The organism is Chitinophaga horti, assembly GCF_022867795.2.
GTDB classification, from domain to species: domain Bacteria; phylum Bacteroidota; class Bacteroidia; order Chitinophagales; family Chitinophagaceae; genus Chitinophaga; species Chitinophaga horti.
Map to the genome: position 1 here is coordinate 4,056,296 of NZ_CP107006.1, position 23,437 is coordinate 4,079,732.

A 23,437-nucleotide genomic window follows, 5' to 3' on the forward strand; every position below is an offset into this window, starting at 1 on the left:
CAATAATTTTAGAGCAGGAAATCCTTATTAATTTTTGCATGAACGGCACTTCACTGAGATCAGATGTACGCAGCTGGCTGAACCAGGATAATACGGTTAACCACATTATTTTATGGAATACTATCATATTCCTGGTAATTGGCATATTAAACCTCGCCGCGCTCGGTAGCGGCGGCGCACAGGTGGCCAAAGACTTTTTGTTAGAAAATCTTTCCCTCCAGTCTAACCTGGTTATACTCGCGCATAAACCCTGGGGATTCATTACTTACATGTTTACGCATGAAGGTGTGTTTCACTATGTGTTCAATATGATGGCACTTTACTTTTTCGGAAACCTCTTCCGCTCGGACGTTGGTCGCGAAAGGGTGCTGCCTGTATACATCATCAGCAGTATTTTTGCCGGCCTCCTGTACGTAATGGCCTATAATATCATCCCGGCCCTCAGCGTGTTTCCGAACATCCTCATCGGCGCATCCGCGTCTATCATGTGTTTTATCACAGCCACGGCGATGACGCTGCCCAACCTGGTACTGAACATCTTTTTTATCAATATCCGCCTTAAATGGCTCGCGATCGCACTGGTCGTGATCGATATATTATCCATCGCGCAGGGTAACACCGGCGGCATTATCGCTCACCTGGGCGGTGCGCTGTTCGGTATCTTGTACGTGCTCTCCATTCGCAATGGCGTGGAACTGGCGCAGCCACTCATATGGCTGTTCGGCAAACTCGGCTCCATTAGCTTCAAGCGGCAACCCGCGCCCAAAAGCGGCTACCGGAATTTCAAACCGAAAAAATCACCGTTAAAGGTGGTAAAACGGTCCGGCGAAGAAAACAGGCAGCAAAAGCTCGATATACTGCTCGATAAGATCAACGAAAAAGGCTACGACAGCCTCACACACGAAGAAAAATCCTGGCTCAAGAAGTACAGCAACGAAAACAGCTGATCCTGCACTCCTTTACTCCTTTTTAGCGCTCCGCAGCCAATGGCTGCGGTAATGGCATTACTGTAAATCGTCACCCCAAAACCCCAAAGGTTATGAGTAATACACAAGGCGCTGCAAGCCTTAATTACCTGTTTAACGATCCGATCGTACAGCACCGCATCGCGCAACTGAAAGAAGTAAATCCGCAAGTGTCAGACATTGTAGACGATGCCGGCAACCAGTATGTTGATATAGTGCTGGAAGGCGGCGGCACGCTGGGTATGGCGCTGCTCGGTTATCTGTACACGCTGGAACAACTCAACATCCGCTTCCTCTGCATCGGCGGCGCTTCGGCCGGAGCCATTGCCGCACTGCTGCTGGCCGCCGGTCCCATCGACGAAGCCAAAACGGAATGGATCATCAGCAAGGTCGCCAACAAAGACTTTTACGATTTCATCGACGGTGATGCGGACGCCCGCAACTTTATCGATAACTTACTCAAACACCGCCACGATGATCCTACGGTATTCGATACGCTGCGCCGCGCCTGGTATTTTACCTGCATCATCGATAATTTATCCAGCAATAAAAAAGGACTTAATCCCGGCAAGGTGTTCCACGATTGGGTAAAGGAGTTGCTGGCAGAAAAAGACATCACCACCTACGGACAAATGCGCGAACGCCGTTTGCAACGCCCGCCCGGACTGCGCAACCGTGTGACCGGCGAGGTGATCGACGATGAGTTTACGGAGGAGTATATTGAACTGGGCATCGTGGCCGCCGACATTACCACGGAAACGCGGGTTGTATTCCCACGTATGGCGGGCATCTACTACCAGCATCCGGACGCTGCCAACCCCGCGGACTTTGTACGCGCATCTATGTCCGTACCGCTGTTCTTCCGGCCGTTTGAGCTGAGCGGCATCCCGGCGCACGACGGGCAGCAGGATGTATGGCGTACGCGCTGCAACTTTTACGGCAACATCCCGGAGAAGGTGCTGTTCGTGGATGGCGGCATCCTGTCCAACTTCCCGATCGACATCTTTCACAACTACCGCAAAATTCCCTCCTCTCCTACCTTTGGCGTCAAGATCGGGTTCGACCGTACGCGGTGTAACGATACGCACAGCTTCCTGGACTACATTGGCGCTATCTTCTGGTCGTCGGCCCATAGCCTTGACAATGAGTTTATTCACCGCAACCCGGACTTTAAACAACTGGTATCGTTCATCGATTACAACAACAAACGTTTCAGCTGGCTCGACTTTTCGCTGGATGAAGATGAAAAGCTGGAACTGTTCAAGCGCGGGGTAGAAACGGCGGCGTTCTTTATCAGCAATTTCGACTGGGAAAAATACAAGCACTCGCGTAAGATCGTGGCCGACTGAGCCACGACCGTGTTGTGAAGGGAAGTGGCCGTTAATTGCTATCTTTGCGACACTGGAAGCATCACATGAAAACATTCAACGTACCTGTTATATACCGTAGTCCACTGATCAGCGCCATAAAACAACAGCGCAAGCAGCAGGATAAAATGAAAAAAGACTTTACACCCACCGCGCTGGATTTTGGCCCGGTAAAAATATTGCTCGCCCGCCACTTTGGTTTTTGCTATGGGGTGGAAAATGCGATCGAGATCGCTTTCCGTACGGTGGACGAAAACGAGGGTAAACGCATCTTCCTGTTAAGTGAAATGATTCACAACCCGCAGGTAAACAGCGATTTACTGTCCCGCGGCGTACGTTTCATTATGGATACCGGCGGCAAACAACTCATTCCCTGGGAATCGCTGAACCCGGATGATATTGTGATCATCCCCGCTTTCGGCACCACGCTGGAAATAGAGTCGCGCCTGTCGGCACTGGGTATTACACCTTTGCAGTACAACACCACCTGCCCGTTCGTGGAAAGGGTGTGGAACAAGGCCGACCAGATCGGTAAAAAGGATTACACGGTGATTATTCACGGTAAACCGAAACACGAAGAAACCCGTGCCACGTTTTCGCATAGCCAGTCGGTAACGCCAACCGTGGTGGTAAAGGACATACACGAAGCCGAAAAGCTGGCCGCCTACATCCGTGGCGAACAGCCGGCCGACAGTTTCTACGAAGCATTCAAAGGTCAGTATTCAGAAGGGTTTGATGTTACCAAAGACCTGCAACGCGTAGGCGTAGTAAACCAAACCACGATGCTGGCTTCCGAAACGCAGTCGATTGCAGACTACATACGTGGGGTCATGCAGCAGCATTACCAGCTGGAAGATGCGCAGGTACAGGAGCGCTTCGCCGATACCCGCGACACGCTTTGTTACGCCACCAACGACAACCAGACGGCCGTAACCGGTATGCTGGAAGCGCAGGCGGACCTGGCCATCGTGGTAGGCGGTTACAATAGCTCCAACACCTCTCACCTGGTGGAGCTTTGCGAGGAAAAGCTGCCCACTTACTATATTGCGTCCGAAGAAAAACTGCTCTCCCGCGACGAGATCAGTCACTGGGACTTCCATCACAGCCAGGAACTGCATAGTACCGGTTACCTGCCGGCCAAAACACCGGTGACGATCATGCTCACCAGCGGCGCCTCCTGTCCGGACGCGGTGGTAGAAGGAGTAATACGAAAGCTACTCTCTTTCTGGGACCTGGAGGATGAGGTGGAAAAAATGAGTATCAACTTTACAGCGTAGACATAACAAAAAAGACACCGTCCGGTGTCTTTTTTCTTTGGGGCTAATCAAACGCTAGTAATGCAGAGAAAATTTTTATGTATTTAAACAAACAGTTCTTATCATTTGTGTGATTCAAAAGTACTTCAACCGCTACCTGTATGCAACCATGATTTAGTATCCGGTACGATCTAACACATAACTGGTATCCAAAAGCCAAAAATTGGCTAGAACTGAACGGCCTTTTTCAGGAAATCCGCCTTTCTCCTCCTGCTCACCTCTACCTGTGTACCATCGCTCATGAGGGCAAAACCGCCTTCGCCCTGGATGTAGGAGTCCATTTGCTGGAGGTTGATCAGGTGTGAGTTGTGTACGCGGAAGAAATCAATGTCGGTAAGCAGTTCCTCGAACTCCTTTAGCGGCTTGGAAACGAGTAGTTGCTTGCGGTCGGTGAAAAATATTTTGGTATAGTTCCCCGTCGATTCGCAACGCACGATGCTCTGTACCGGCATAAAAACCAGGCCGGTCAGCGTAGGCAGGGCGATCTTTTTATTGGAATGCTGCATCGTTTTCATGTTCTGCAAAAACACCTCTAACGGTGCCACCGGGGCGTTACCCTCCACTTTGCCATTCCGCCGGTTAGTGAATTTCTGCAATGCATCCTGCAGGTCGGAAATACCGAACGGTTTCAGCAGGTAGTCGAGTGCGTTAAATTTGATGGCTTTGAGGGCGTACTGCTCGTAAGCCGTGGTGAATATCACATCAAAATTCACCTTGTCGAACAGCTTCAGTAACTCAAACCCATTTTGGTACGGCATTTCCACGTCGAGGAATACCAGGTCGGGCTTCAGCTCGTCGATAAGTACCTTGGCCGCCTCCACACTACCGGCGCCACCGAGTACGGTTACGTCCGGGAACTTCTTTTGCAACATGGTTTTTAAGGCATCTACGCAGTGCTGCTCATCGTCTACGATGACTGCTTTAATCTCGCTCATGTCTTAACTATTAATTCATTATGGTTGTAACAGTCAGGCATGCTTTTCTGCTGCATTACATGCTTGCTGCGTTGCTACTAAAATAAAAATTCGGCGGGCAATACAATGGTCACTTTGGTCCCCTCAGGCTGCCCCTTCGCATCTTCCAGGTCGGTAATTTCTACATTCGCATCTTTGGTATTATTGATCTTGCGGATCAGCGCAATACGTCCTTCCGTTACTTTCATGCCCATGGAATTATGGGTTTTGTTTTTCTTCTCCTTGATCTCCATCGCCATCTTACGGCCAATACCGTTGTCGGTCACAATACATTCCAGCACACGCCCCTTCAGCCGGATGCTGATTTCCAGCAAACCTTTCAGTTTGCGATGTACCAGCCCGTGCCAGATGGCATTTTCCACGTACGGTTGAATGATCATCGGCGGTATCATTACTTCCTCGTCATTAATGTTGTCGCCTAGTAAAATATGGTACTCGAACATGTTGTTGCACCGCAACACTTCCAGGTCGAGGTACAGTTTCAGCGATTCCAGTTCTTTATTCAGGGGAATGAAGGTGTGCTGGCTATTATCCAGTATCATCCGCATCAGTTTGGAGAATTTGGTGAGATACTCCGACGCTTCTTCCTGGTTGTTACTCCAGATATAGCGGTGAATAGAACTCAGGGAATTGAAGATGAAGTGTGGATTCATCTGCGCACGTAAACTTCGCAGCTCCAGTTGCAACGCCTGTCGATTGGCTTCGAGGTTGCGGTGGCGGATGTAAAAGAAGCCGCCTACGATCAGCATCAACAAAATCACCCCCAGTGAGATAGCTACCGCGAGGTTCCGTTTCACCCGCAGCTTTTCATTGTCCTGCGCCTGGTGCAGCGTTTTGATCTCCGCATCCTTACGGCTTACGTTGTAACGTGTTTCAGACTGCGATGCGACCAGTTCATTTTTTTCGGTCTGGATGCTGTCGTTGTATACGATAAGGCTATCCATGTAAGCCAGCGAGCGTTCGTATTGTTTGGATTCGCGCAGGCTGTGCGCCATGCCTTTGTACGCATCTAACAAAGTAGATTTAAAACCCCAGCGCCGGCCAAGATCGATAGCCTGTTGATAATAGAGGCGGGCACTGTCCTGAACGCCCTGTTCGTCGAACAGTTTACCGATGCTCAGGTAATTATCGGCCACATGTATCTGGTCATCTACCTCACCATTTACTGCCAGTGCTTTAAGCATATAACTTTTGGCGGTGTTGTAATCTTTCTTATCCTGGTACACCGCACCCAGGCAAGTGTAGCAGATAGATATACCGGTGGTGCTGTTAATTTTCTGGTTGGCTTCCAGCGAGCGTTTAAAAAATTCGATGGACAAGTCCAGCTTACCCAGGCCCTGGTAGGCATAACCAATATTACCCAGGTTGATGGCTACACCCAGTTCATTGCCGGCATCCTGTTCCAGCTGCAGGGCCTTTGCAAAATCGCGGATGGCTTCTTCGTACTTTTTGTTAGATAGATGAATGTTGCCGATGCTGTTGGTAGCCACGCAAATATTACGCACATCGTTGATCTTTTCAGCAATACGCAGTGCACTGAAGTGGGCGTCGAATGCCTTGTCGAGTTTATCGAGACGGCGATAGTCGACCCCCAGGTTATTGTAGGAAAAGCTGATGAGACGATCATTTTTGGCGAGTTTGGCGTTAGCGAGTGCCTTTTCGTGATAATCGGCTGCCAGAATGTACAGGGAGCGATTTCGTTTAGACGTGCCTATCTCGTTGTAGATTTCAGCGAGGTGCCGGTAGTCGCGGATATTTTCGCCGAGGTTGATCGCATCTTTATAAAAAACGTTCTCGGCGTTACGCCCATCGAAGTAGCGGTTAAAAGTGCGACCGCGCTTAGCCAGCAAGTCTACTTTGGAAGTATCGTCCTTCATGGCCCGGAGTGAGTCCAGCGTTTTATAAACGAGCACAGAGTCCTGCGCGGTAACACCGCCGACCAATGCGAGGTACAGGATGACGATAAAGGGGAGACTTTTCAGTAGCATGCTGTAGGGGTAGATATTATCCCTCACAAGTTAGAAATTTTATTTCAATGTTTGGCTGCCTTGGAGATGTGGATGAGTAGTATGATTTACAACGGTTTAAAAAAATGAAGGGGCGAAAGAATTCGCCCCTTTCCTATTAACCGAATACACCTACTGAAAATATGAAACAAAGCCGAGTCGGCCCATTCCACATTGCTTTTACAACAACAGCCCTGGTGTTGAGCCGGAGTTTAATTTTATGTAGTGTTAGTTTTAATAAACGGTTAATAGCTTTGGTTCTCTTCTAGAATACAGTCGGATATGGCCTCAAAATCTTTATAGATGAATTATCTATAGTTCATTTTCTTCAACACATGTCCATCCAACCGCTGATCTCTTCACAGCATGTTTCTTCCACGATCAACGTTGACGTATCGGTCAAAAGGTATGACGGGCGTAAAACATACTTTACGTGGTTGGCCCGGCGGGTTAACGCAATCGGACGCACGTAAATATCTTATTTACAAAACTGTAACTTACCGTAATAATGCAGGAATTTCTGAGGACTTGGCAAAAAAACTATATGGTATGAAGTGCAGGATGTTGTCCTGTACTTAGACAAATGTAATAACACTTTTTTAATATGCAAAAAAAATTCAAGAAGAATGAGCCATTATCGCATCTTCTACCCATTGCGAAACGAGATCCAGCTGCTCGTCCATCGTTAACTGACTGTTATCCAATATGATAGCATCATCGGCCCGGCGGAGGGGGCTAATTTCCCGGTTGGCGTCGATATAATCGCGCAATTCGAGGTTCTCTTTTACTTCGTGGAGGGTGATATTTGGGTTTTTAGCGTACAGTTCTTTGTACCTGCGTTCTACACGCACGGCGGGATCGGCGGTCATAAATATCTTTAATTCCGCATCGGGAAATACCACCGTACCAATGTCGCGGCCATCCATAACGATGCCTTTGCGCGCGCCCATTTTTTGCTGCTGGGCCACGGCGAAAGTACGTACGGCACCTATCGCGGCAATCTCACTTACTTTTTCTGCTACCAGCATCTCGCGGATCAGGTGTTCCACATTTTCATCGTTAAGATGCATTTCGGCCTGACCGCTATTGTTGTTGTACACAAATTCGAGGTGCACATCTTTCAGGGCGTTTTTCACTTCGGCTTCGTCTCTCCAGTTCACATCCTGGCGGATGAAGAACAGGGTTACAGCGCGGTACATGGCACCGCTGTCTATGTATATATAGTCAAGTTTCTTCGCCAGCTGTTTAGCCAGCGTGCTCTTTCCACATGAAGAGTAGCCGTCGATCGTGATGATTATTTTTTTCAAAGCCCTGATAAGATTGGAGCAAAGTTAAGTCTAAAAAACAACATGCAAAAACGGGATGCAACGCAAGCGCTGCATCCCGTTTCGTGCTAACTTTCCCAGAAAACTTACCGGTCAACTACCATGACTTTCTCTGTTCTCATCAACCGGTGAGTAGCTTTATCATAGAACACCACGATATAGGCGCCTTTACTCAGATTTGTTACCTGTACCACGGCGCTGGCCGTTAATTCGTACTGGTGTAATACCTGCCCGAGGATGTTGGTGATTTGCACCATTACCGGACCATTATTGCCTTGCACCCTCAGCTGGAACTGGCCACGGTTCGGGTTAGGCCAGATGCTTACTTCCAGGAACGGCGGTACGGCCTTTATCTCGGAATAGCTAATCCTGCCATTCTTCGAGGTGGCTTTTATGCGATAGTAACTCCAGCCGCCATATTGGTTCGGGTCTGCATGTTTGTAATCGATCTTAAAAGTACTGTTACCGTTCGGTGCTAACGATGGCAGGCTGCCTACCTTCTTAAAGCCCGTATCCTGGTCGAACCGGCGTTCTATTTCAAACGTATGGTTGTTTAGCTCACGGGTGGTAGTCCACTCCAGCTGTGCAAAGTATTTCGACAGGCGCCAGGCGTTAAAGTACAGGTAGATGGCGGGCGAATACGGACCATAAATCACTGAGGCTTTGGCGAAGTATTCGTTGGGCCCGAAGCCATCGCTGAAGCGCCTTGTTTGCATGGTCGAGTTTCTGAGCGCCGCGCCGGAGGTGAGCGCACCTGCTACGGGCAGGTATTCCGGATTATCCATATAGTCCCAGGCATTATTGGAGAAATGACTTACGTAACTGTTGGAGCGGTACGATGCATACTCCGACCCTTCTTCGGCATCCATGTGTTGCAGCGTAAGGTCGGTACTTACTAATTGCGCGCCGTGGCCGATGTGCCAGGTTTTATTGGTAAAATCTTTCCGGTTGGATGGGCCGTTCGTAGCATACTGATACACGCTGTCGAACACGCGCACGCGAAAATCTTCTACCGTACCATTGAACTTCAGGGAAGCCGGTGCATACGATGAAATACTCGTACCCACGGGAAAAATAATATCGCCTGCCGCCGCATTTACCTGTTCGCGGTACAGGAAACCACCGGCAATATCCGGCCCCGTTACAACAAAAGCTTTATCATTAAAACCCGTGATGGTACCCGGCTGCCTGTCCCCCACTACGAGGTTCCAGCCATTGAGAAAAAGGTGACCATTCACGAAGTGCAGGTTGTTGCGCACTTTGATGTCGCTGAGGTCTGCAATACTTACCCCCAGCGTATTATCTATTTCGAGGTTGGGAAACATGACACCGGATTTACCGGCCACGTTGTACCCACCAAAAACGCTTTGCATACCAATATTGGTGTAGCGGGGATTATTACCCAGGAAGCGGAAGATGCCGCCTTTACCGCTAAAACCGTCGGCGCTTTCATCCAGCAGGAAGGAGCCGGCCACATTATTCCAATACTTACCGTAAAAGTTCACGATAGCGTTGGCATTCGTGCGGATGGTACCCTCATTCACCACGTTGCTGTAAATCGATACAGGATCGCCGGTAAGCACACCGATCTGCGACACAGACGGTACAAAGACCGTATCCTGTCCGAAAGCGGCGGAGCAGAGCAGGCAGCTGGTTAGTATGGAGAGAATGTATTTCATTCCAGGAATAAGGTTTAAAACAATTAGTTGCTGATCATATACCAGCGGGTGCCGTCGGATTGAAAGGTCATGGCCATGTACATGGCGCTGTTCGTGTTCGCAGTTCCCTGGTACAGTGTAGTGATGCCCGTTATAGTAGTTGGCCCCGCAGCCCTTTCGAAGTTGGGCACGGTCGGACAAGTTACGTTCACCGTACGGTTCGCGACATTCTTTTTAATCACGTACATCCTGCCTGCACAGGTAGTAGGATTCGGCAACTGCACCACAATGGTGCCCGTACCGGATCCGTGGCTTAACACTACCGTGTAGTCGTCATCGGCAACAACAACCGGCGTAGTATTGGCTGTAATCGTCCTGATTTTAGCGGCCACACTTCCGTTCACCGTTAAATCGCTGTGTGCAGCAGTTGTAACACCAATCCCCACATGTCCACTCACGGATGCCGTACCTGTAACCGTTAATGTTTGCGTGGGTGTGGCAGTACCAATCCCCAGCCTGTTATTTGTATTGTCCCAGAAAAGTTGTGCATTATTCTGCCCTACCGCTCCACTCGCACCACCAAACAACACAGATCCCTGTGTTAAGGTAGTAACGGGCTTCAGGTAAGTAGGTGTCCAGTTGGCCCACTGCGTACCGTTGTATTGCAGCAACTGTTCGTTCGCGGGTGCAGACAGTGTTACATCATTAAGTTGCGTCAGCGTGTAATCGCCTTCCGCTGCAACAACAGCGCCTTTGCGCGTATTAAATGACAGCACGCCATCATTGGCATATTCTCTTCCACTTAACGAGAGACCAGTACCGGCCGTAAAAGTTACCGCGCCTGTACCGCCGTTCACGGAGCTCACCGTACTCGCAGGCGCATCGTCCTCGGCAAGTAACTGTTTCCAGGTAGCGTTTTTCCTCACAAACAAACTATTATGATCGGTAACGTAAATGATCAATCCGTTAGCCGCAGTATCGAGGGGGTGAGAAGTAAGTGCCGCGGAATTGACACGGGGCAGCAAAAGCCCCTGTTTAGGAGAATTAAGCTCCAGCAAAGCATCGCCACGAATCGCATTCGGTGTCAGACCACCCATTTTTACTTGGGCGCTGGCGGCTTGCTGCAAAAACATGCCGGCGATGAAGGTAAATCCTGCTTTTAGTAAAGCTTCAGGTTTCATAGGAGGTAATTGATAAATAGGGCGCTGACAGATATGGCAGGGGAAACATGGAACGGCACGAGGCCATTCCATGTTCTGTATAAAAATATTAGTTCCTTCTCAGGATGTACCACTGTGTACCGTCAGACTGTACGGTCAGGGAAGAGTAAGCTACAGACAAGCTTGTAGTAGCTCCCGCTTCGATCGTACCAGCACCGGCAACATTGATCGTAATTTCGTAATCATCGTAAACACCATCTACTGCAGGTACTTTTTTGATGTTGTAGATCCTTCCTTTGGAAGAAGCTGCAGTTGGCAGGGTGAAAGTGGACGCACCATTTACTTTCGCAATAATAGTGTAGTCACTTGCAGTCAGCGTGTAGGTGGTAGTTAACACTTGCTTGATCGCTGCAGACATAGAACCCTCAACACTCAGGGTAGAAGTAGGCACCAGCGCAGAACCTACGCTCACGCCTGATTCAAAGCTTTTATTACCGGCAAACACCTGGTCAGCATTACTAACGAGACCGCGTGTAACTGTCGTGCTGTTAGCTTCAGGGATCTGCAGGTTGATAGTTTTAGCCACTGCATCTACCGTAACAGCAGGTGAAGCAACACCCGTTAAAGGATAAGCTGCAAAACCGATAGACAGTGCACCTTTCTCACCATTCATAGAAGCAACGCCGGCAGACAGGGCAGCACCATTGATGGTCAGTTGTTTCAAATCACCACCGTCCTGGTAAACCAGTTGGTAGTCGGTAGCATCTACCGGGGGCGTAGCCGTTGGTAAATCCGGCATACGGATATTACCGTTGAAGTTGGAAGTAGTTGCACTACCACCACCAGCACCCAGGCTGATGTTGCCGTAAGCAGTCAGTGTACCACCAAACTCACCGTTCAGGGTTACGTTCAGGTTCTGCCCCACTTCTACGCCGTTTGTAAATACTTTATCACCACGGAAAGTCTGGTTAGTAGCGCTTACGATACCTGGCAGTGAGTTGTCGGCATGCGCCAGTTTCAGCTCATATTTGCCGGTAGTGGCGTCGTATGTTAAACTTGCACCTTTCTGATCGCTGGTTGCATCAGCAGTGGCTGCATCAGCCAAGGTGATACGGTCAGTCGCGAACAAAGTGGTATAATCTGCTTTAGACAGTAAACCGTAAGTGCCTACGCTCGCCGCAGATAACAACGGTGCGTTCAGGGTTAAGGTTTTTGCTGTGTTATCAGCAGCAACGCTCAGGTTAGCATGGCCTACCGCAACGTTCGCCTGGAAGCCAATATTACCGTTAACAGTGTTCGTACCGTCGCCGATCGACGTTACTACAGGGCCGAAAGCAGCATCGCTGATCGTACGCTGTACGAGGTCACCATTCAGGTTACGTAACAGTACGCTCAGGTCGGTAGCTGCACCAGTCGTAGGTGCTTCTGCGATATTGATCTGGCCTGTGTTTGTAATGGTGAAACGCTCTGCACCATTTGTTCTGAGGGAGATGTTGAAGTTCGTGTTAGAACCGATCGACTGGTCAGATCCGGTGTTGTTACCACCAAATTTCCAGAAGCTTTCTTCGATCGCATCTGCACCCGCCAGGCGTTTCCAGCCGTTGTTGTAGATGTACAGACCAGGATTGGTAGCGTCGTTCAGGTAAATGATCATACCATTTGCGATACCGGTAGTACCAATGGTAGTAAGATCATTAATACGGGGAAGCAACATACCCTTCGTCTGGCTCTCCAGCTCCAACAGTGCTTTTGGATCTATAGTGTTAGGATTACCGCCGATTTTTAACTGGGCTTTTGTGCTACTGTAAGATAAAGACAGTAGTCCTACCAGCGCTACGCTGGCAATACGAAACGTGTATTTCATAGGATAAAAGGTTAAAAAAATTGTTCGTTTTAGTATAGAGTTTTTATGTCTTAAAAGGTGTCCGGTTATTACAGGTTTTCCATGCTTTTCTAATTCAAACGTTCAATTTCCACGCTACAATATTACATATATAAATTGATTTTATACATCACACATGCAATATTTTTTTAAATTAATATTCACATCCTGACTACGATACAATGAGAGAGAAAATAGGGCTGAGTAGGAAGGGGTTACGAACTTTAGCGGGGAACGCTATCAGAATAATAAATAATATATATAATGTGTAACTGCACACAAATAGCAGCTGGGATAAAAAAGGCCCCCTGTTTCCAGGAGGCCTTTATTTATTTTATCAGGAAGTTGAATTATGCTTCTGATTTTTCGGATTTACTGGTGGACGCATCCTTTAAAGTAAATACGAGTTTTTGATTTTCGCCATCGAGATCCGCTACCAGTACATCTCCATTATGGATGTTCATGTTCAGGATCTCTTCTGCCAAAGGATCTTCCAGGTATTTCTGGATGGCCCTGTGCAGCGGACGTGCACCGAACTGCTGATCGTAGCCTTTGTCTGCCAGGAAGCCTTTTGCCGCCTCTGTCAGTTCCAGGCTGAAGCCCAGGTTGTTCAGGCGTTTCAGCACACCTTGCATGGTGATATCGATGATGGTGTAGATATGTTCTTTAGACAGTGCGTTAAAGATGATCACATCATCAATACGATTCAGGAACTCGGGAGAGAAGGTACGTTTCAGCGCTTTTTCAATTACTGATTTCGTGTTCTCTTCTTCCGCCGCTACCCTGGTAGCCGTCGTGAAACCTACACCTGCGCCGAAGTCTTTCAACTGGCGAACACCGATGTTCGAGGTCATGATGATGAGGGTGTTTTTGAAGTCAACCTTACGGCCAAGACCGTCGGTGAGTATACCATCATCCAGTACCTGCAGCAGGATGTTATAAATATCCGGATGTGCTTTCTCGATCTCGTCCAGCAGGATTACAGAGTAAGGTTTACGGCGAACTTTTTCAGTCAGCTGACCACCTTCTTCATAACCTACATAACCCGGAGGCGCGCCGATCAGGCGGCTTACGGAGAATTTCTCCATGTATTCACTCATATCGATACGGATCAGCGCATCTTCTGAGTCGAACATATAGCGGGCGAGTGATTTTGCCAGCTCCGTTTTACCAACACCGGTCGGGCCGAGGAAGATGAAGGTACCGATTGGTTTCTTCGGATCTTTCAGACCTACGCGGTTACGCTGGATCGCTTTGGTTACTTTGCTGATGGCCTCGTCCTGACCTACTACTGCACCTTTCAGGTCGTCCGTCATGCGGCGCAGTTTTTCGGTTTCGGCCTGCACCATCCTTTTCACAGGGATGCCGGTCATCATGCTTACTACTTCCGCGATCGCTTCTTCGTCGATCGGATAGCGTTTGTGTTTCACCTCTTCTTCCCAAACAGCTTTCGCTTTTTCGAGATCTTCACCCAGTTTCTTTTCGGTATCGCGTAAAGCGGCAGCTTCTTCGAAGCGTTGGCTTTTCACGACCTTATTTTTTTCCTGCTTGATGTCTTCGATCTGTTTTTCCAGTTCGAGGATGTTTTGCGGCACATTGATGTTTTTCAGGTGCACGCGGGCGCCTACCTCATCGAGTACGTCGATCGCCTTGTCGGGCAGCAGACGGTCGGTCATGTAACGGTCGCTCAGTTTCACGCAGGCCTGGATGGCTTCGTCGTTATAGCTTACGTTATGGTATTCTTCATAACGCGGTTTGATGTTGTTGAGGATCTGGATGGTTTCGTCTACCGTTGGCGGATCTACCATTACTTTCTGGAAGCGACGGTCGAGTGCGCCATCTTTCTCGATGTACATGCGGTACTCATCCAAAGTGGAGGCGCCGATGCACTGGAGTTCGCCCCTTGCGAGGGCTGGCTTAAAGATGTTGGAAGCGTCCAGCGAGCCGGAAGCGCCACCTGCACCTACGATCGTATGGATCTCATCGATAAAGAGGATCACGTCGCGGTTCTTTTCCAGTTCGTTCATGATCGCTTTCATCCTTTCTTCGAACTGGCCACGGTATTTGGTACCGGCCACCAGTGCGGCGAGATCGAGGCTCACTACGCGTTTGTCGAACAGTACGCGGCTCACCTTACGTTGCACGATGCGCAGCGCGAGGCCTTCCACGATTGCGGTTTTACCCACACCCGGCTCACCGATGAGGATCGGGTTGTTCTTTTTACGGCGGGAAAGTATCTGCGATACCCTTTCGATTTCCGCTTCGCGGCCTACGATCGGATCGAGGCTGCCGCTTTCCGCGAGTTTGGTGATATCGCGACCGAAGTTATCGAGAACTGGTGTTTTTGATTTTGCATTGGCTTGCTTCGATTTGGAAGCGTAGCTCTTTCTTTCGTCTTCAAATTCCTCTTCTCCCGGGTCATCAAATTCTGCCTTGGGATCTGTTGATTTCACGAAGCCGAGTTCATTTTTAAAAGTATCGTAATCCACGTCAAACTGTTGAAGAATTTGAGTACAAACGTTTTCTTTATTCTTAAGGATGGATAACATCAGGTGCTCTGTTTCCACGGTGGGACTTTTAAGCGCCTTCGCTTCCAGTACGGTCACGCGTATCACCTTTTCGGCCTGGCGCGTTAGCGGCAGACTGTTGATGTTGGCGATGTTCTTACCGGTTTTATCCTTGATAGCCAGTTCTACCTCTTTGCGCAGCTCATAGAGATCCACGTTCAGAGCCTGTAAAATTTTTACAGCTGTGCCCTCACCTTCCCGAATAATACCTAGCAACAGGTGTTCCGTACCGATGAAATCATTCCCCAAGCGTAAAGCCTCCTCCCTGCTGAATGAAATGATTTCCTTTACTTGCGGTGAAAAATTCTGGTCCATTGTGAGATGATTTATTGATTAAAACCCTTACGGGGGCGTGCCTATACAATATTAGCAAAATAATTTGATTTACCTTTTTGTCCTTGCAATTTTATACTTAAGATTTACTTTTGCGATTGGAAGGCCTGAGGTGTAAGAATATCTACGAGAATAGGGATGCTTTGATGCGGGAGTTCGTAGCGATTTTTACAGATGGTTTTCCTTGATTCCTTTTTTTATCTGTTATAACTAACATCCGTGTCCGATGGAGTTCAAAATTGATACCAAAGAAAAAATAGTGATATTTAGTCCTGAAGGAGAGATATTGGATGCTAATTTGTCAGCCTCGTTTATCACGGGCATCATCCGTTACCCCGACCTGGAAGGCAGGAATCTTATACTGGACCTGGCCGGCATCCAAAAAACAGATGAAAAGGGAAAGGAAGCCATTTTAGCAGTCTACCGCCACGTGTATGACAATGGTCAATCCTGCGCATTAGCCCGCCTTAACAGCGACTTAACAGATTATTTTACCGAAAACCACCCCGAAGTGCTTAATCTTGCGCCCACCTTAGCAGAGGCGATCGACCTCGTGATGATGGAAGAACTGGAACGTGAGATTGGCAGCGGAGAATGGGACTGACCGCACCTATTGCATTCACACCACTTTAGAAAAACATGTTTGCCGTAACAATACTGGGCAACAATTCCGCCCTTCCGACCCCGGAAAGACATCCAACAGCACAGGTAGTTACCTGCAACGATCAGCTGGTACTCATAGATTGCGGCGAGGGTACGCAAGTACAACTCGCGAAGTTCAAAGTTCGCAGAAGTCGTATCAAACATATCGTGATCAGTCATTTGCACGGCGATCATTATTTCGGGTTGATAGGATTACTGAACACCCTGAGCATGCTCGGGCGCACCGAGCCGTTGTTCCTGTACGCACCTCCGGAGCTGGAAGCGATTATCCGCCTGCAGATGGAATGTGCTGGCACCGTGCTGAACTACCCGTTTACCTTTACCCCACTGCTGCCGGATCAAACCGGGGTTATCATCCGCGAAAAGGAATTTGAGGTAAGCTTCTTCCCTACCCGCCACCGCATTCCCTGTTACGGTTTCGCTTTTAACATGCAGCGCCGCAAACGCAAGATACTGCCCGACCAGGCCGTCGCTTACGAAATACCAGCCACGTTTTACTCCCGTTTACAGGATGGCGAAGATTATCGCCGGAAAGACGGCACCCTGGTACAAAACGACTGGGTCACACTGCCGCCTGCTCCCGGCAAACGCTACGTGTACTGTGCCGACACCGTGTATAACGAAGAAATGGTGCCGCAACTAAAGGATGCCGACCTGATTTACCACGAAACCACCTACCTGCACGACCAGCTGCAGAAGGCCACCGAAAGATTCCACAGCACGTCCGTACAGGCCGCCGGTCTGGCCAGGCTCGCAAACGTAAAACGCCTGCTGGTAGGCCACTTTTCCAGTAAATACACCGATTTACAACCTTTCCTTGACGAATGCCGGCCCATCTTCCCCAATACCGACCTGGCGGAAGAAGGCGTGAGCTACATTATATAAAGCGTTGCCATCCTTACCTTAAGACTTGTTTAAATTTTAAAATACCTACTTTTGGTGATTGCATAACGAAATATCAATCACTACTTTTACGCATAAATTAATAAACCTATACTGTATGAAAAAAGCGCCATTTCCCTACCTGGCACTGTTATGCTGTGTGGCCACTATCGGCACCGCAAAAGCGCAAACGCTCGAAAACGTTGCCGGCGAAACCGACACCGTGATCACTACCACCGCTGTTATTGAAAACGACCCGCCGGAAGAAGAAAAGCCCACCCGTGGTCGCTTCTATTATAAAAACAACGTAAAAGTGGGCCTTAGCCCTATCCTGCTGGGCAATTACAGCCTTACGTACGAGCGGATGCTCACCCGCGGCATCTCTGTATCCGCAGGATACCGCTTTATGCCTAAAACCGCCATCAATAGTACACCACTTACCAAGGAAGTGATGAAAGCCATTACCGAAGACGGCGACGAGATCAGCCAGCAGCTTGGCGACGCGAACATGTCGGGCAGTGCCATCACCGCGGAGTTCCGCTTCTATACCGGTCCGCGTAAACCTGGTGCTACCGGCTTTTACGGTGGCGTTTACGGCCGATACTCCAACCTGAAGTTCGACTTCCCGTATGAGTTTGAGGCTACCGATGCAAACGTTACCCGCACCGTGCCTTTCCTGGCCGAAACCAAAGGTTTTGGCGGCGGCCTGCTGTTTGGCGTACAATGGCAGATCAAACGCGTTACGATCGACTTCACCATCCTCGGTGCCCACTGGGGCAAAATGACCGGTGATATCGACGGCAAAACCGATTTGAGCGACTTATCCGAGCAGGATCGTGCGGATCTCCGCAATGACCTGGAAGACCTCGTAAACTTCAACGAAGACAAGAAATACATCACCGCCCAGGTGAACAACGACGGCATCAGAGGCAAGCTGGACGCTCCGTTCCCGGGCATCCGCGGTTTGAACCTGAGTATTGGGTTTAACTTCTAAGATATCTTCTGAACTGTATGAGGGCAAGGCAGCGAACGCTGTCTTGCCCTTTTTTGTGCCCAGCAGAGGGCCTTTAAAGGGCAACGAAAGGGCCCGCAAAGGGCATAGGTCAAGCGGAGCAAGGGTTTCACCGGCCTCAATCCCCGGAGATGACCGATTTCAGGATGTTTCAGGAAGTTTGAATGGGGTATTACAGGGAGATCCCTCCTGCATCCTTGCTAAATCCTTGCTACATCCCTGCTAAAAACACTGGTGTTTCAGCAACATTTTAGCAACAACTTAGCAAGGATGTAGGAGGGATGCAGGAAGGATCCTGGGAGGTTGCGAAGTGTGTTTGTCGCAACGATGTCTCCGAGGGGCGCAATGCGTACTAAAAGTAAGTTAGGAAATCAAAAGTTTCGGAGGGGGAGTCCAATGTGAGTCCAATCAGAGTCGAAGTAAAGTGTTATCTGAGGTGTCACGCCCTGAAATAGGTTTACACCTGGTTAGATAATCCGGGTTAAGGTTTACACCTGTCATTGCCCATTAGGGAAGTGCCGTTGAAGCGTGCCTTTAAGTTTGTAGGAGAATAGATTTAAAAGAAAATCTATTATTACTAATACTATCTTTTCTTTTTGGTTCTTTTTCTTTTACAATCCACGTGGATATGTGGATAAGTCAACCCACAGCATGGGCGCATTAACAGAGTGCCAGGTTCGCGTCCTAAGCGTCGTTTTAATCCCATGCCGTGGTGTTACCGGTTATGCTTCAAATAGAAATTTGGGTCTTAAACCCATTAGTAAGGCTTTGATTGAAACCGGTATGGGTTGACTACATTAAAAACATAATGATGGAACAAGTTACGTATTTCGTAGGTACAGATGTTAGTAAAGACTGGCTGGACATGTGCATATATGCAAAAGAAGGCATATTAGATAAGCAGCAAATCAAAAACAAGCCTTCCGCTGTCATAAGTTGGCTCCGACGAACCCGGAAGCTTTTGGGTTATACCCTGCAGAACAGCCTTTTTACCATGGAATTTACCGGTATCTATAACCATCACTTATTAGCTGTATTAGTAGAGATGGGTGCCAAGGTCTGGGTGATACCTGGAGCACAGATTACAGAGAGCAAGGGGTTGGAGCGGGGAAAAAGTGATCAGCAGGATGCCCAACGCATTGCTCTTTACGCCGCTAAAAATATTGAACTGGTTCGTTTGTGGAACCAGCCACGAGAGATCGTGATGCAGTTAAAGACGCTGCTGATGCTAAGGGAAAAGCATAGAGTCACTAAGCATCGGTATGAAACAACCTTAAATGAAAGCAGGGAGTTTAATACAGAAGCTACCCATCAAATGATAGTTGCTAATTGTAAGCCTGTGATTGAGCTGGTAAACAGCGAGATCAGCAGGATCGAAAAAGAAATGAAGCGCCTGATTGCCAGTGATCAACGGCTCGAAGAATTAGATGGTTACATCCAAAGCGTGGACCAGGTAGGATTAATTACCTCGGTGAGCATGATCGTGACCACAAATGAGTTTATCAACATTAAAGAGGCTAAAAAATATGCCTGTTACAGTGGCGTTGTTCCGTTTATGAATGCGTCGGGTAAGCTTCGTAAACGAGAGCGGATCTCTCATAAAGCCAATAAAAATATCAAGAAGCTATTACACCTGCTGGCTGTAGGATCAATACGGGGGAATGGAGAGCTTAAACAATATTACGATCGAAAGGTCGCCGAAGGGAAACCCAAAATGAGTGTGCTAAATGCCATTAGGAACAAAATCATATTAAGAATTTTCGCCTGTGTGAATGAGAGAAAATACTACCAGAAAGACTATTGCTATAATTTGGACGTGTCATAGAAATCGACGCAACGGCGGCTGGGGAAAAATGCCCTGGCCGGGTACAAAAGAAAAGGGCAAAACCGCGATGGCTTTGCCCTTAACGTATGATTTTGAGTGGCTTATTTGTAAGCAGCCAGGTATTTGTTGATTTTCGCCTCCAGCTCGCTGGAAACGGGTACTACCGGCAGGCGGAAGTGATTTTCCACGATACCTGCGTAGGCCAGGAATGCCTTGATGCCGGCCGGGTTGTTTTCGGCGAACATCAGGTCGTAGCCTTCGAGCATGTTATAGTGCAGGCGGCGGGCTTCTTCGAAGTTGTTGGCCAGCGCGGCTTTCACCATGGCGGAGAAGTCCTTTGCAAAGAAGTTCGCAGCCACCGAGATTACACCGTCCATCCCACAGGCGATCTGCGGCATAGCAACGGCATCGTCGCCGGAGATGACCAGGAAGTCTTTCGGCTTGCTGCGTACGATTTCCATGCACTGTACCATATCGCCGGAAGCTTCCTTCATGGCGATCACGTTCTCGACCTCGTTAGCGATGCGGAGCGTGGTAGCAGCAGTCATATTACGGCCGGTACGACCCGGAACGTTATAGAGGATCACCGGCTTGGGAGAAGCGGCGGCAACGGCCTTATAATGCTGAAAAATGCCTTCCTGCGAAGGTTTGCTGTAATACGGCGCCACGCTAAGGATAGCGGCGGCTTCGTCGAGCGGGCAGGATTGAAGACGTTTCACCACATCCTGCGTATTATAATCACCGATGCCCACAACAACGGGCACCCGTTTATTCACCTTTTCGAATGTAAACTTGATGAGGTCCAGCTTCTCTTCGGAAGAAAGCGTAGGCGTTTCGCCAGTTGTTCCCAAAGTAACGACATAGTTTACGCCACCGTTGATGACGTGATCGATCAGCTTTTCAAGGGCGTTCCAGTCGATGGCGCCGTTAGCTGAAAAGGGTGTAACCAGTGCTACACCGGTACCCCTCAGTTGTTGCTGTAACATAGTTTGCATTCACAAAAGTTTCAAATATCCCTTTACGGGAGTGCAAAGATGGAAATTTGAAACGGTATCTCTTAGAAAATAATTTAACGTTCTTCGAAAAATCCCATGTTGGAGAATTTCTCTATCCTTTGCTGGATCCTTGTTTCAGGATCGATCTGCTTCAGTTCGGCCAGGGTGGCCTTGATAGACTTCTTCAGGATTTCGGCCATTTCGTCGTGGTTGCTGTGCGCTCCACCAACAGGTTCTTTGATCACGCCATCTACCAGACCGAATTTGCTCATCTGGTCGGAAGTGAGGCGGAGTTCTTCAGCCGCTTTTTCTTTAAAGTTCCAGCTACGCCAGAGGATCGTAGAACAGTTTTCGGGGGAGATAACCGTATACCAGCTGTTTTCAAGCATGAATATGCGGTCGCCGATGCCGATACCGAGCGCGCCGCCGGAAGCACCTTCACCAATGATGATGCAGATGACAGGCACCTTCAGTTTCACCATTTCGAACAAGTTGCGGGCAATCGCTTCGCCTTGTCCACGTTCCTCCGCTTCGAGGCCTGGGTAAGCACCCGGCGTATCGATGAGCGTAACGATTGGCTTATCGAATTTTTCGGCCAGTTTCATGAGGCGGAGGGCCTTGCGGTAACCTTCGGGATTGGCCATACCGAAATTACGGATCTGGCGCATTTTGGTGTTGATACCTTTTTGCTGACCAATGAACATCACCGTTTCGCCGTCGAGATCGGCAAAGCCGCCAACCATGGCCTTATCGTCTTTTACGTTACGATCGCCATGCATTTCAACGAAGTTAGTCACCATGCGTTCGAGGTAAGCGAGCGTATAGGGACGGTCCGGGTGGCGGCTAAGCTGCACCTTTTGCCATGCGGTGAGGTTGGCATATATATCTTCGCGCGTCAGTGCGATTTTTTGTTCATATTCCTTTACAGTAGCAGAAACATCTACGCCTGACTTTTCGCCATTCTCTTTGAGTTTATCGAGCTGCTCGTACAGTTCGGCAATAGGTTTTTCAAAATCCAGGAATTGCATAATCAGATTTAAAAAAGGTTAAAGAGCGTGTAAAGGTAAGGTTTGATTTTTTTAAAAAAAGATTTGCGCAATTGATTTTTTTGTTGCTATCTTTGCAATCCCAAAACGGAAGAGCGATGCTCTGAAGTTACTGGAAGGATCGGTAGTTCAGTCGGTTAGAATGCCGCCCTGTCACGGCGGAGGTCGCGGGTTCGAGTCCCGTCCGGTCCGCAAAAAGGCTCGTCAGAAATGATGAGCCTTTTTTCGTTTTGGGGGAAACTTTCAGACCGGCGATTTCATTTTGGCTCGAAGCCTGCTCTTTTTTTCTTTAAAGCATAGTTAGCAACTGACTAGTTATAATTCCCGTTAGGATAGCAATAAAAAAACTAAGGAACGTTCCAATGACTACGTATTCAGTAAGCTTTGTTTCCTTGGGTTCTTTTAAATCACCAAATCTGAATACTGATTTAGCCGCCAGTAAAAATCCAACTCCTTCCCATTTCCCTAAAAGGATGAACGTCAAAATCAACAACCTTTCAAGAAACCCGATCCATTCACCCGCATTTTCCAAAGATTCATGCACGCCAGCTGCGCGCGAACTTGGACCAGGCGTCCATTTTGAGATCGCAATTTTGGTAATTAGAGATGCTGGTTTTAAAACGAATAAAATAGCGGTACTAATGATAAGAGTCGTAGGAGTAACTATCGCTATCTGACTCCACGATACAGAATCATATCAACTGATTTTTTCTGAGATGCGTTTTTCATAAAAGTAAACCAAATCGAGTATTTCATCGTAATGTGCCCGCTTCTGTGCCTCACTGATGGTAGATTGTGTACGCCCCATTATATCTCCGAGCTCTTTTTGCGATAGCTTAATGTTGGTAATTGAAGCGGCGACTATTTGCGCAGTGGTTGAACTCCATTTGTCCATTACTATAGACGATAGACGAAACATTAAATTCAGCTCATCATCCAATTGTACCCATGGGCTTTTAATCGCCAGATTTCGCTTTAATTTCTTAAGTTCTTCGAATGTTTCTCCCGAGTTTATAAATGCTTCCCCATTTGCCTCAGTTATCTTTTGGGCATCATAGCTTTTTTCCCCTATTCCTATGCCCATTCTCACATCCAACTTCTCGTTTTACCCCACGCTTTCATAAGCGCCTTTAAAGGAGTCAACCAGGTTACCGGGTCAATTTTCCGAGAATTGATAATGTCTCCTGTAATAATACTTGTCATATTTCAAAAATCGTCTATTAAGCCGATATTTCAAAATATCGTCTATTTAACCGATATTTTGCAATATTGTCTATTTAACCGATGCCAGACGAATTGTTACTGACGCTTTCTGGTTGTGCCGGGGTATTGTATCGTTACAGGCTGCAAATAGAAAGGATGGCAGAATGAAGTAGCGCAGTCGTATGGTATCAAAGCTATTCCTCAAAACGTGCTGCTGGACCCGCAAGGGAAAATTATCGGCCAGAACTTAAGGGGTGA

At 48.3% G+C, this 23,437-nt stretch carries 17 protein-coding genes and 1 tRNA gene; 8 read left to right on the top strand and 10 right to left on the bottom strand.

The genetic code is table 11. The features are described 5' to 3' along the window. The first annotated feature begins 38 nt into the window (after positions 1-38). The 3 genes from MKQ68_RS16380 to MKQ68_RS16390 all read left to right on the top strand — a co-directional run bounded on the left by MKQ68_RS16380 (position 39) and on the right by MKQ68_RS16390 (position 3,609). On the top strand, positions 39-947 hold the full coding sequence (locus MKQ68_RS16380) for a rhomboid family protein (protein WP_264280052.1): 909 nt from the start codon (positions 39-41) through the stop codon (positions 945-947). Between the two features lie 92 nt (positions 948-1,039). Further along, complete coding sequence (locus tag MKQ68_RS16385) at positions 1,040-2,314, top strand: patatin-like phospholipase family protein (RefSeq protein WP_264280053.1); 1,275 nt, start codon at positions 1,040-1,042, stop codon at positions 2,312-2,314. 65 nt (positions 2,315-2,379) lie between these two features. Beyond that, positions 2,380-3,609: a 4-hydroxy-3-methylbut-2-enyl diphosphate reductase gene (locus MKQ68_RS16390; RefSeq protein WP_244840557.1), complete on the top strand. Its 1,230-nt coding sequence runs from the start codon at positions 2,380-2,382 to the stop codon at positions 3,607-3,609. Between the two features lie 206 nt (positions 3,610-3,815). On the opposite strand, the gene MKQ68_RS16395 is transcribed toward MKQ68_RS16390, so the two are convergent. The 7 genes from MKQ68_RS16395 to MKQ68_RS16425 all read right to left on the bottom strand — a co-directional run bounded on the left by MKQ68_RS16395 (position 3,816) and on the right by MKQ68_RS16425 (position 15,535). Beyond that, the gene (locus MKQ68_RS16395; protein ID WP_264280054.1) at positions 3,816-4,583 is read right to left on the bottom strand and encodes a LytR/AlgR family response regulator transcription factor; all 768 of its coding nucleotides are present in this window, start codon (positions 4,581-4,583) and stop codon (positions 3,816-3,818) included. Between the two features lie 77 nt (positions 4,584-4,660). After that, entirely contained in the window at positions 4,661-6,637 is a 1,977-nt protein-coding gene (locus tag MKQ68_RS16400; RefSeq protein WP_264280055.1) for a tetratricopeptide repeat protein, read from the bottom strand. A 608-nt stretch (positions 6,638-7,245) separates the two neighbouring features. Next, the gene (gene cmk / locus MKQ68_RS16405; protein ID WP_264280056.1) at positions 7,246-7,935 is read right to left on the bottom strand and encodes a (d)CMP kinase; all 690 of its coding nucleotides are present in this window, start codon (positions 7,933-7,935) and stop codon (positions 7,246-7,248) included. 104 nt (positions 7,936-8,039) lie between these two features. After that, entirely contained in the window at positions 8,040-9,632 is a 1,593-nt protein-coding gene (locus tag MKQ68_RS16410; protein WP_264280057.1) for a T9SS type A sorting domain-containing protein, read from the bottom strand. Positions 9,633-9,655: 23 nt separating this feature from the next. Next, positions 9,656-10,792 carry a phage tail-like protein gene (locus MKQ68_RS16415; RefSeq protein WP_264280058.1) on the bottom strand — a complete coding sequence of 379 codons (1,137 nt, stop codon included), beginning with the start codon at positions 10,790-10,792 and terminating at the stop codon, positions 9,656-9,658. An 88-nt stretch (positions 10,793-10,880) separates the two neighbouring features. Beyond that, entirely contained in the window at positions 10,881-12,635 is a 1,755-nt protein-coding gene (locus tag MKQ68_RS16420) for a phage tail-like protein (protein ID WP_264280059.1), read from the bottom strand. 368 nt (positions 12,636-13,003) lie between these two features. Next, positions 13,004-15,535: an ATP-dependent Clp protease ATP-binding subunit gene (locus tag MKQ68_RS16425; protein ID WP_264280060.1), complete on the bottom strand. Its 2,532-nt coding sequence runs from the start codon at positions 15,533-15,535 to the stop codon at positions 13,004-13,006. 244 nt (positions 15,536-15,779) lie between these two features. Here MKQ68_RS16425 and MKQ68_RS16430 point away from each other — a divergent pair, with 244 nt between their 5' ends. From MKQ68_RS16430 to MKQ68_RS16445, 4 genes are all read left to right on the top strand, one after another. Next, positions 15,780-16,157 (top strand): STAS domain-containing protein, encoded by a 378-nt coding sequence (locus MKQ68_RS16430; RefSeq protein WP_264280061.1) that lies wholly within the window; start codon positions 15,780-15,782, stop codon positions 16,155-16,157. 35 nt (positions 16,158-16,192) lie between these two features. Further along, entirely contained in the window at positions 16,193-17,101 is a 909-nt protein-coding gene (locus MKQ68_RS16435; RefSeq protein ID WP_244840588.1) for a ribonuclease Z, read from the top strand. A gap of 115 nt (positions 17,102-17,216) precedes the next feature. Then, positions 17,217-18,092 (top strand): hypothetical protein, encoded by an 876-nt coding sequence (locus tag MKQ68_RS16440; RefSeq protein WP_264280062.1) that lies wholly within the window; start codon positions 17,217-17,219, stop codon positions 18,090-18,092. An 829-nt stretch (positions 18,093-18,921) separates the two neighbouring features. After that, positions 18,922-19,935: an IS110 family transposase gene (locus tag MKQ68_RS16445; RefSeq protein WP_264280063.1), complete on the top strand. Its 1,014-nt coding sequence runs from the start codon at positions 18,922-18,924 to the stop codon at positions 19,933-19,935. A 101-nt stretch (positions 19,936-20,036) separates the two neighbouring features. Here MKQ68_RS16445 and dapA read toward each other — a convergent pair whose 3' ends face one another. Beyond that, on the bottom strand, positions 20,037-20,930 hold the full coding sequence (gene dapA / locus MKQ68_RS16450) for a 4-hydroxy-tetrahydrodipicolinate synthase (protein WP_264280064.1): 894 nt from the start codon (positions 20,928-20,930) through the stop codon (positions 20,037-20,039). A gap of 74 nt (positions 20,931-21,004) precedes the next feature. Further along, on the bottom strand, positions 21,005-21,958 hold the full coding sequence (locus tag MKQ68_RS16455) for an acetyl-CoA carboxylase carboxyltransferase subunit alpha (protein WP_264280065.1): 954 nt from the start codon (positions 21,956-21,958) through the stop codon (positions 21,005-21,007). Positions 21,959-22,094: 136 nt separating this feature from the next. Here MKQ68_RS16455 and MKQ68_RS16460 point away from each other — a divergent pair. Then, a tRNA-Asp gene (locus MKQ68_RS16460) sits at positions 22,095-22,168 on the top strand. 505 nt (positions 22,169-22,673) lie between these two features. Here the strand turns inward: MKQ68_RS16460 and MKQ68_RS16465 are convergent. Further along, on the bottom strand, positions 22,674-23,066 hold the full coding sequence (locus tag MKQ68_RS16465) for a hypothetical protein (RefSeq protein WP_264280066.1): 393 nt from the start codon (positions 23,064-23,066) through the stop codon (positions 22,674-22,676). Positions 23,067-23,437: the final 371 nt, after the last annotated feature.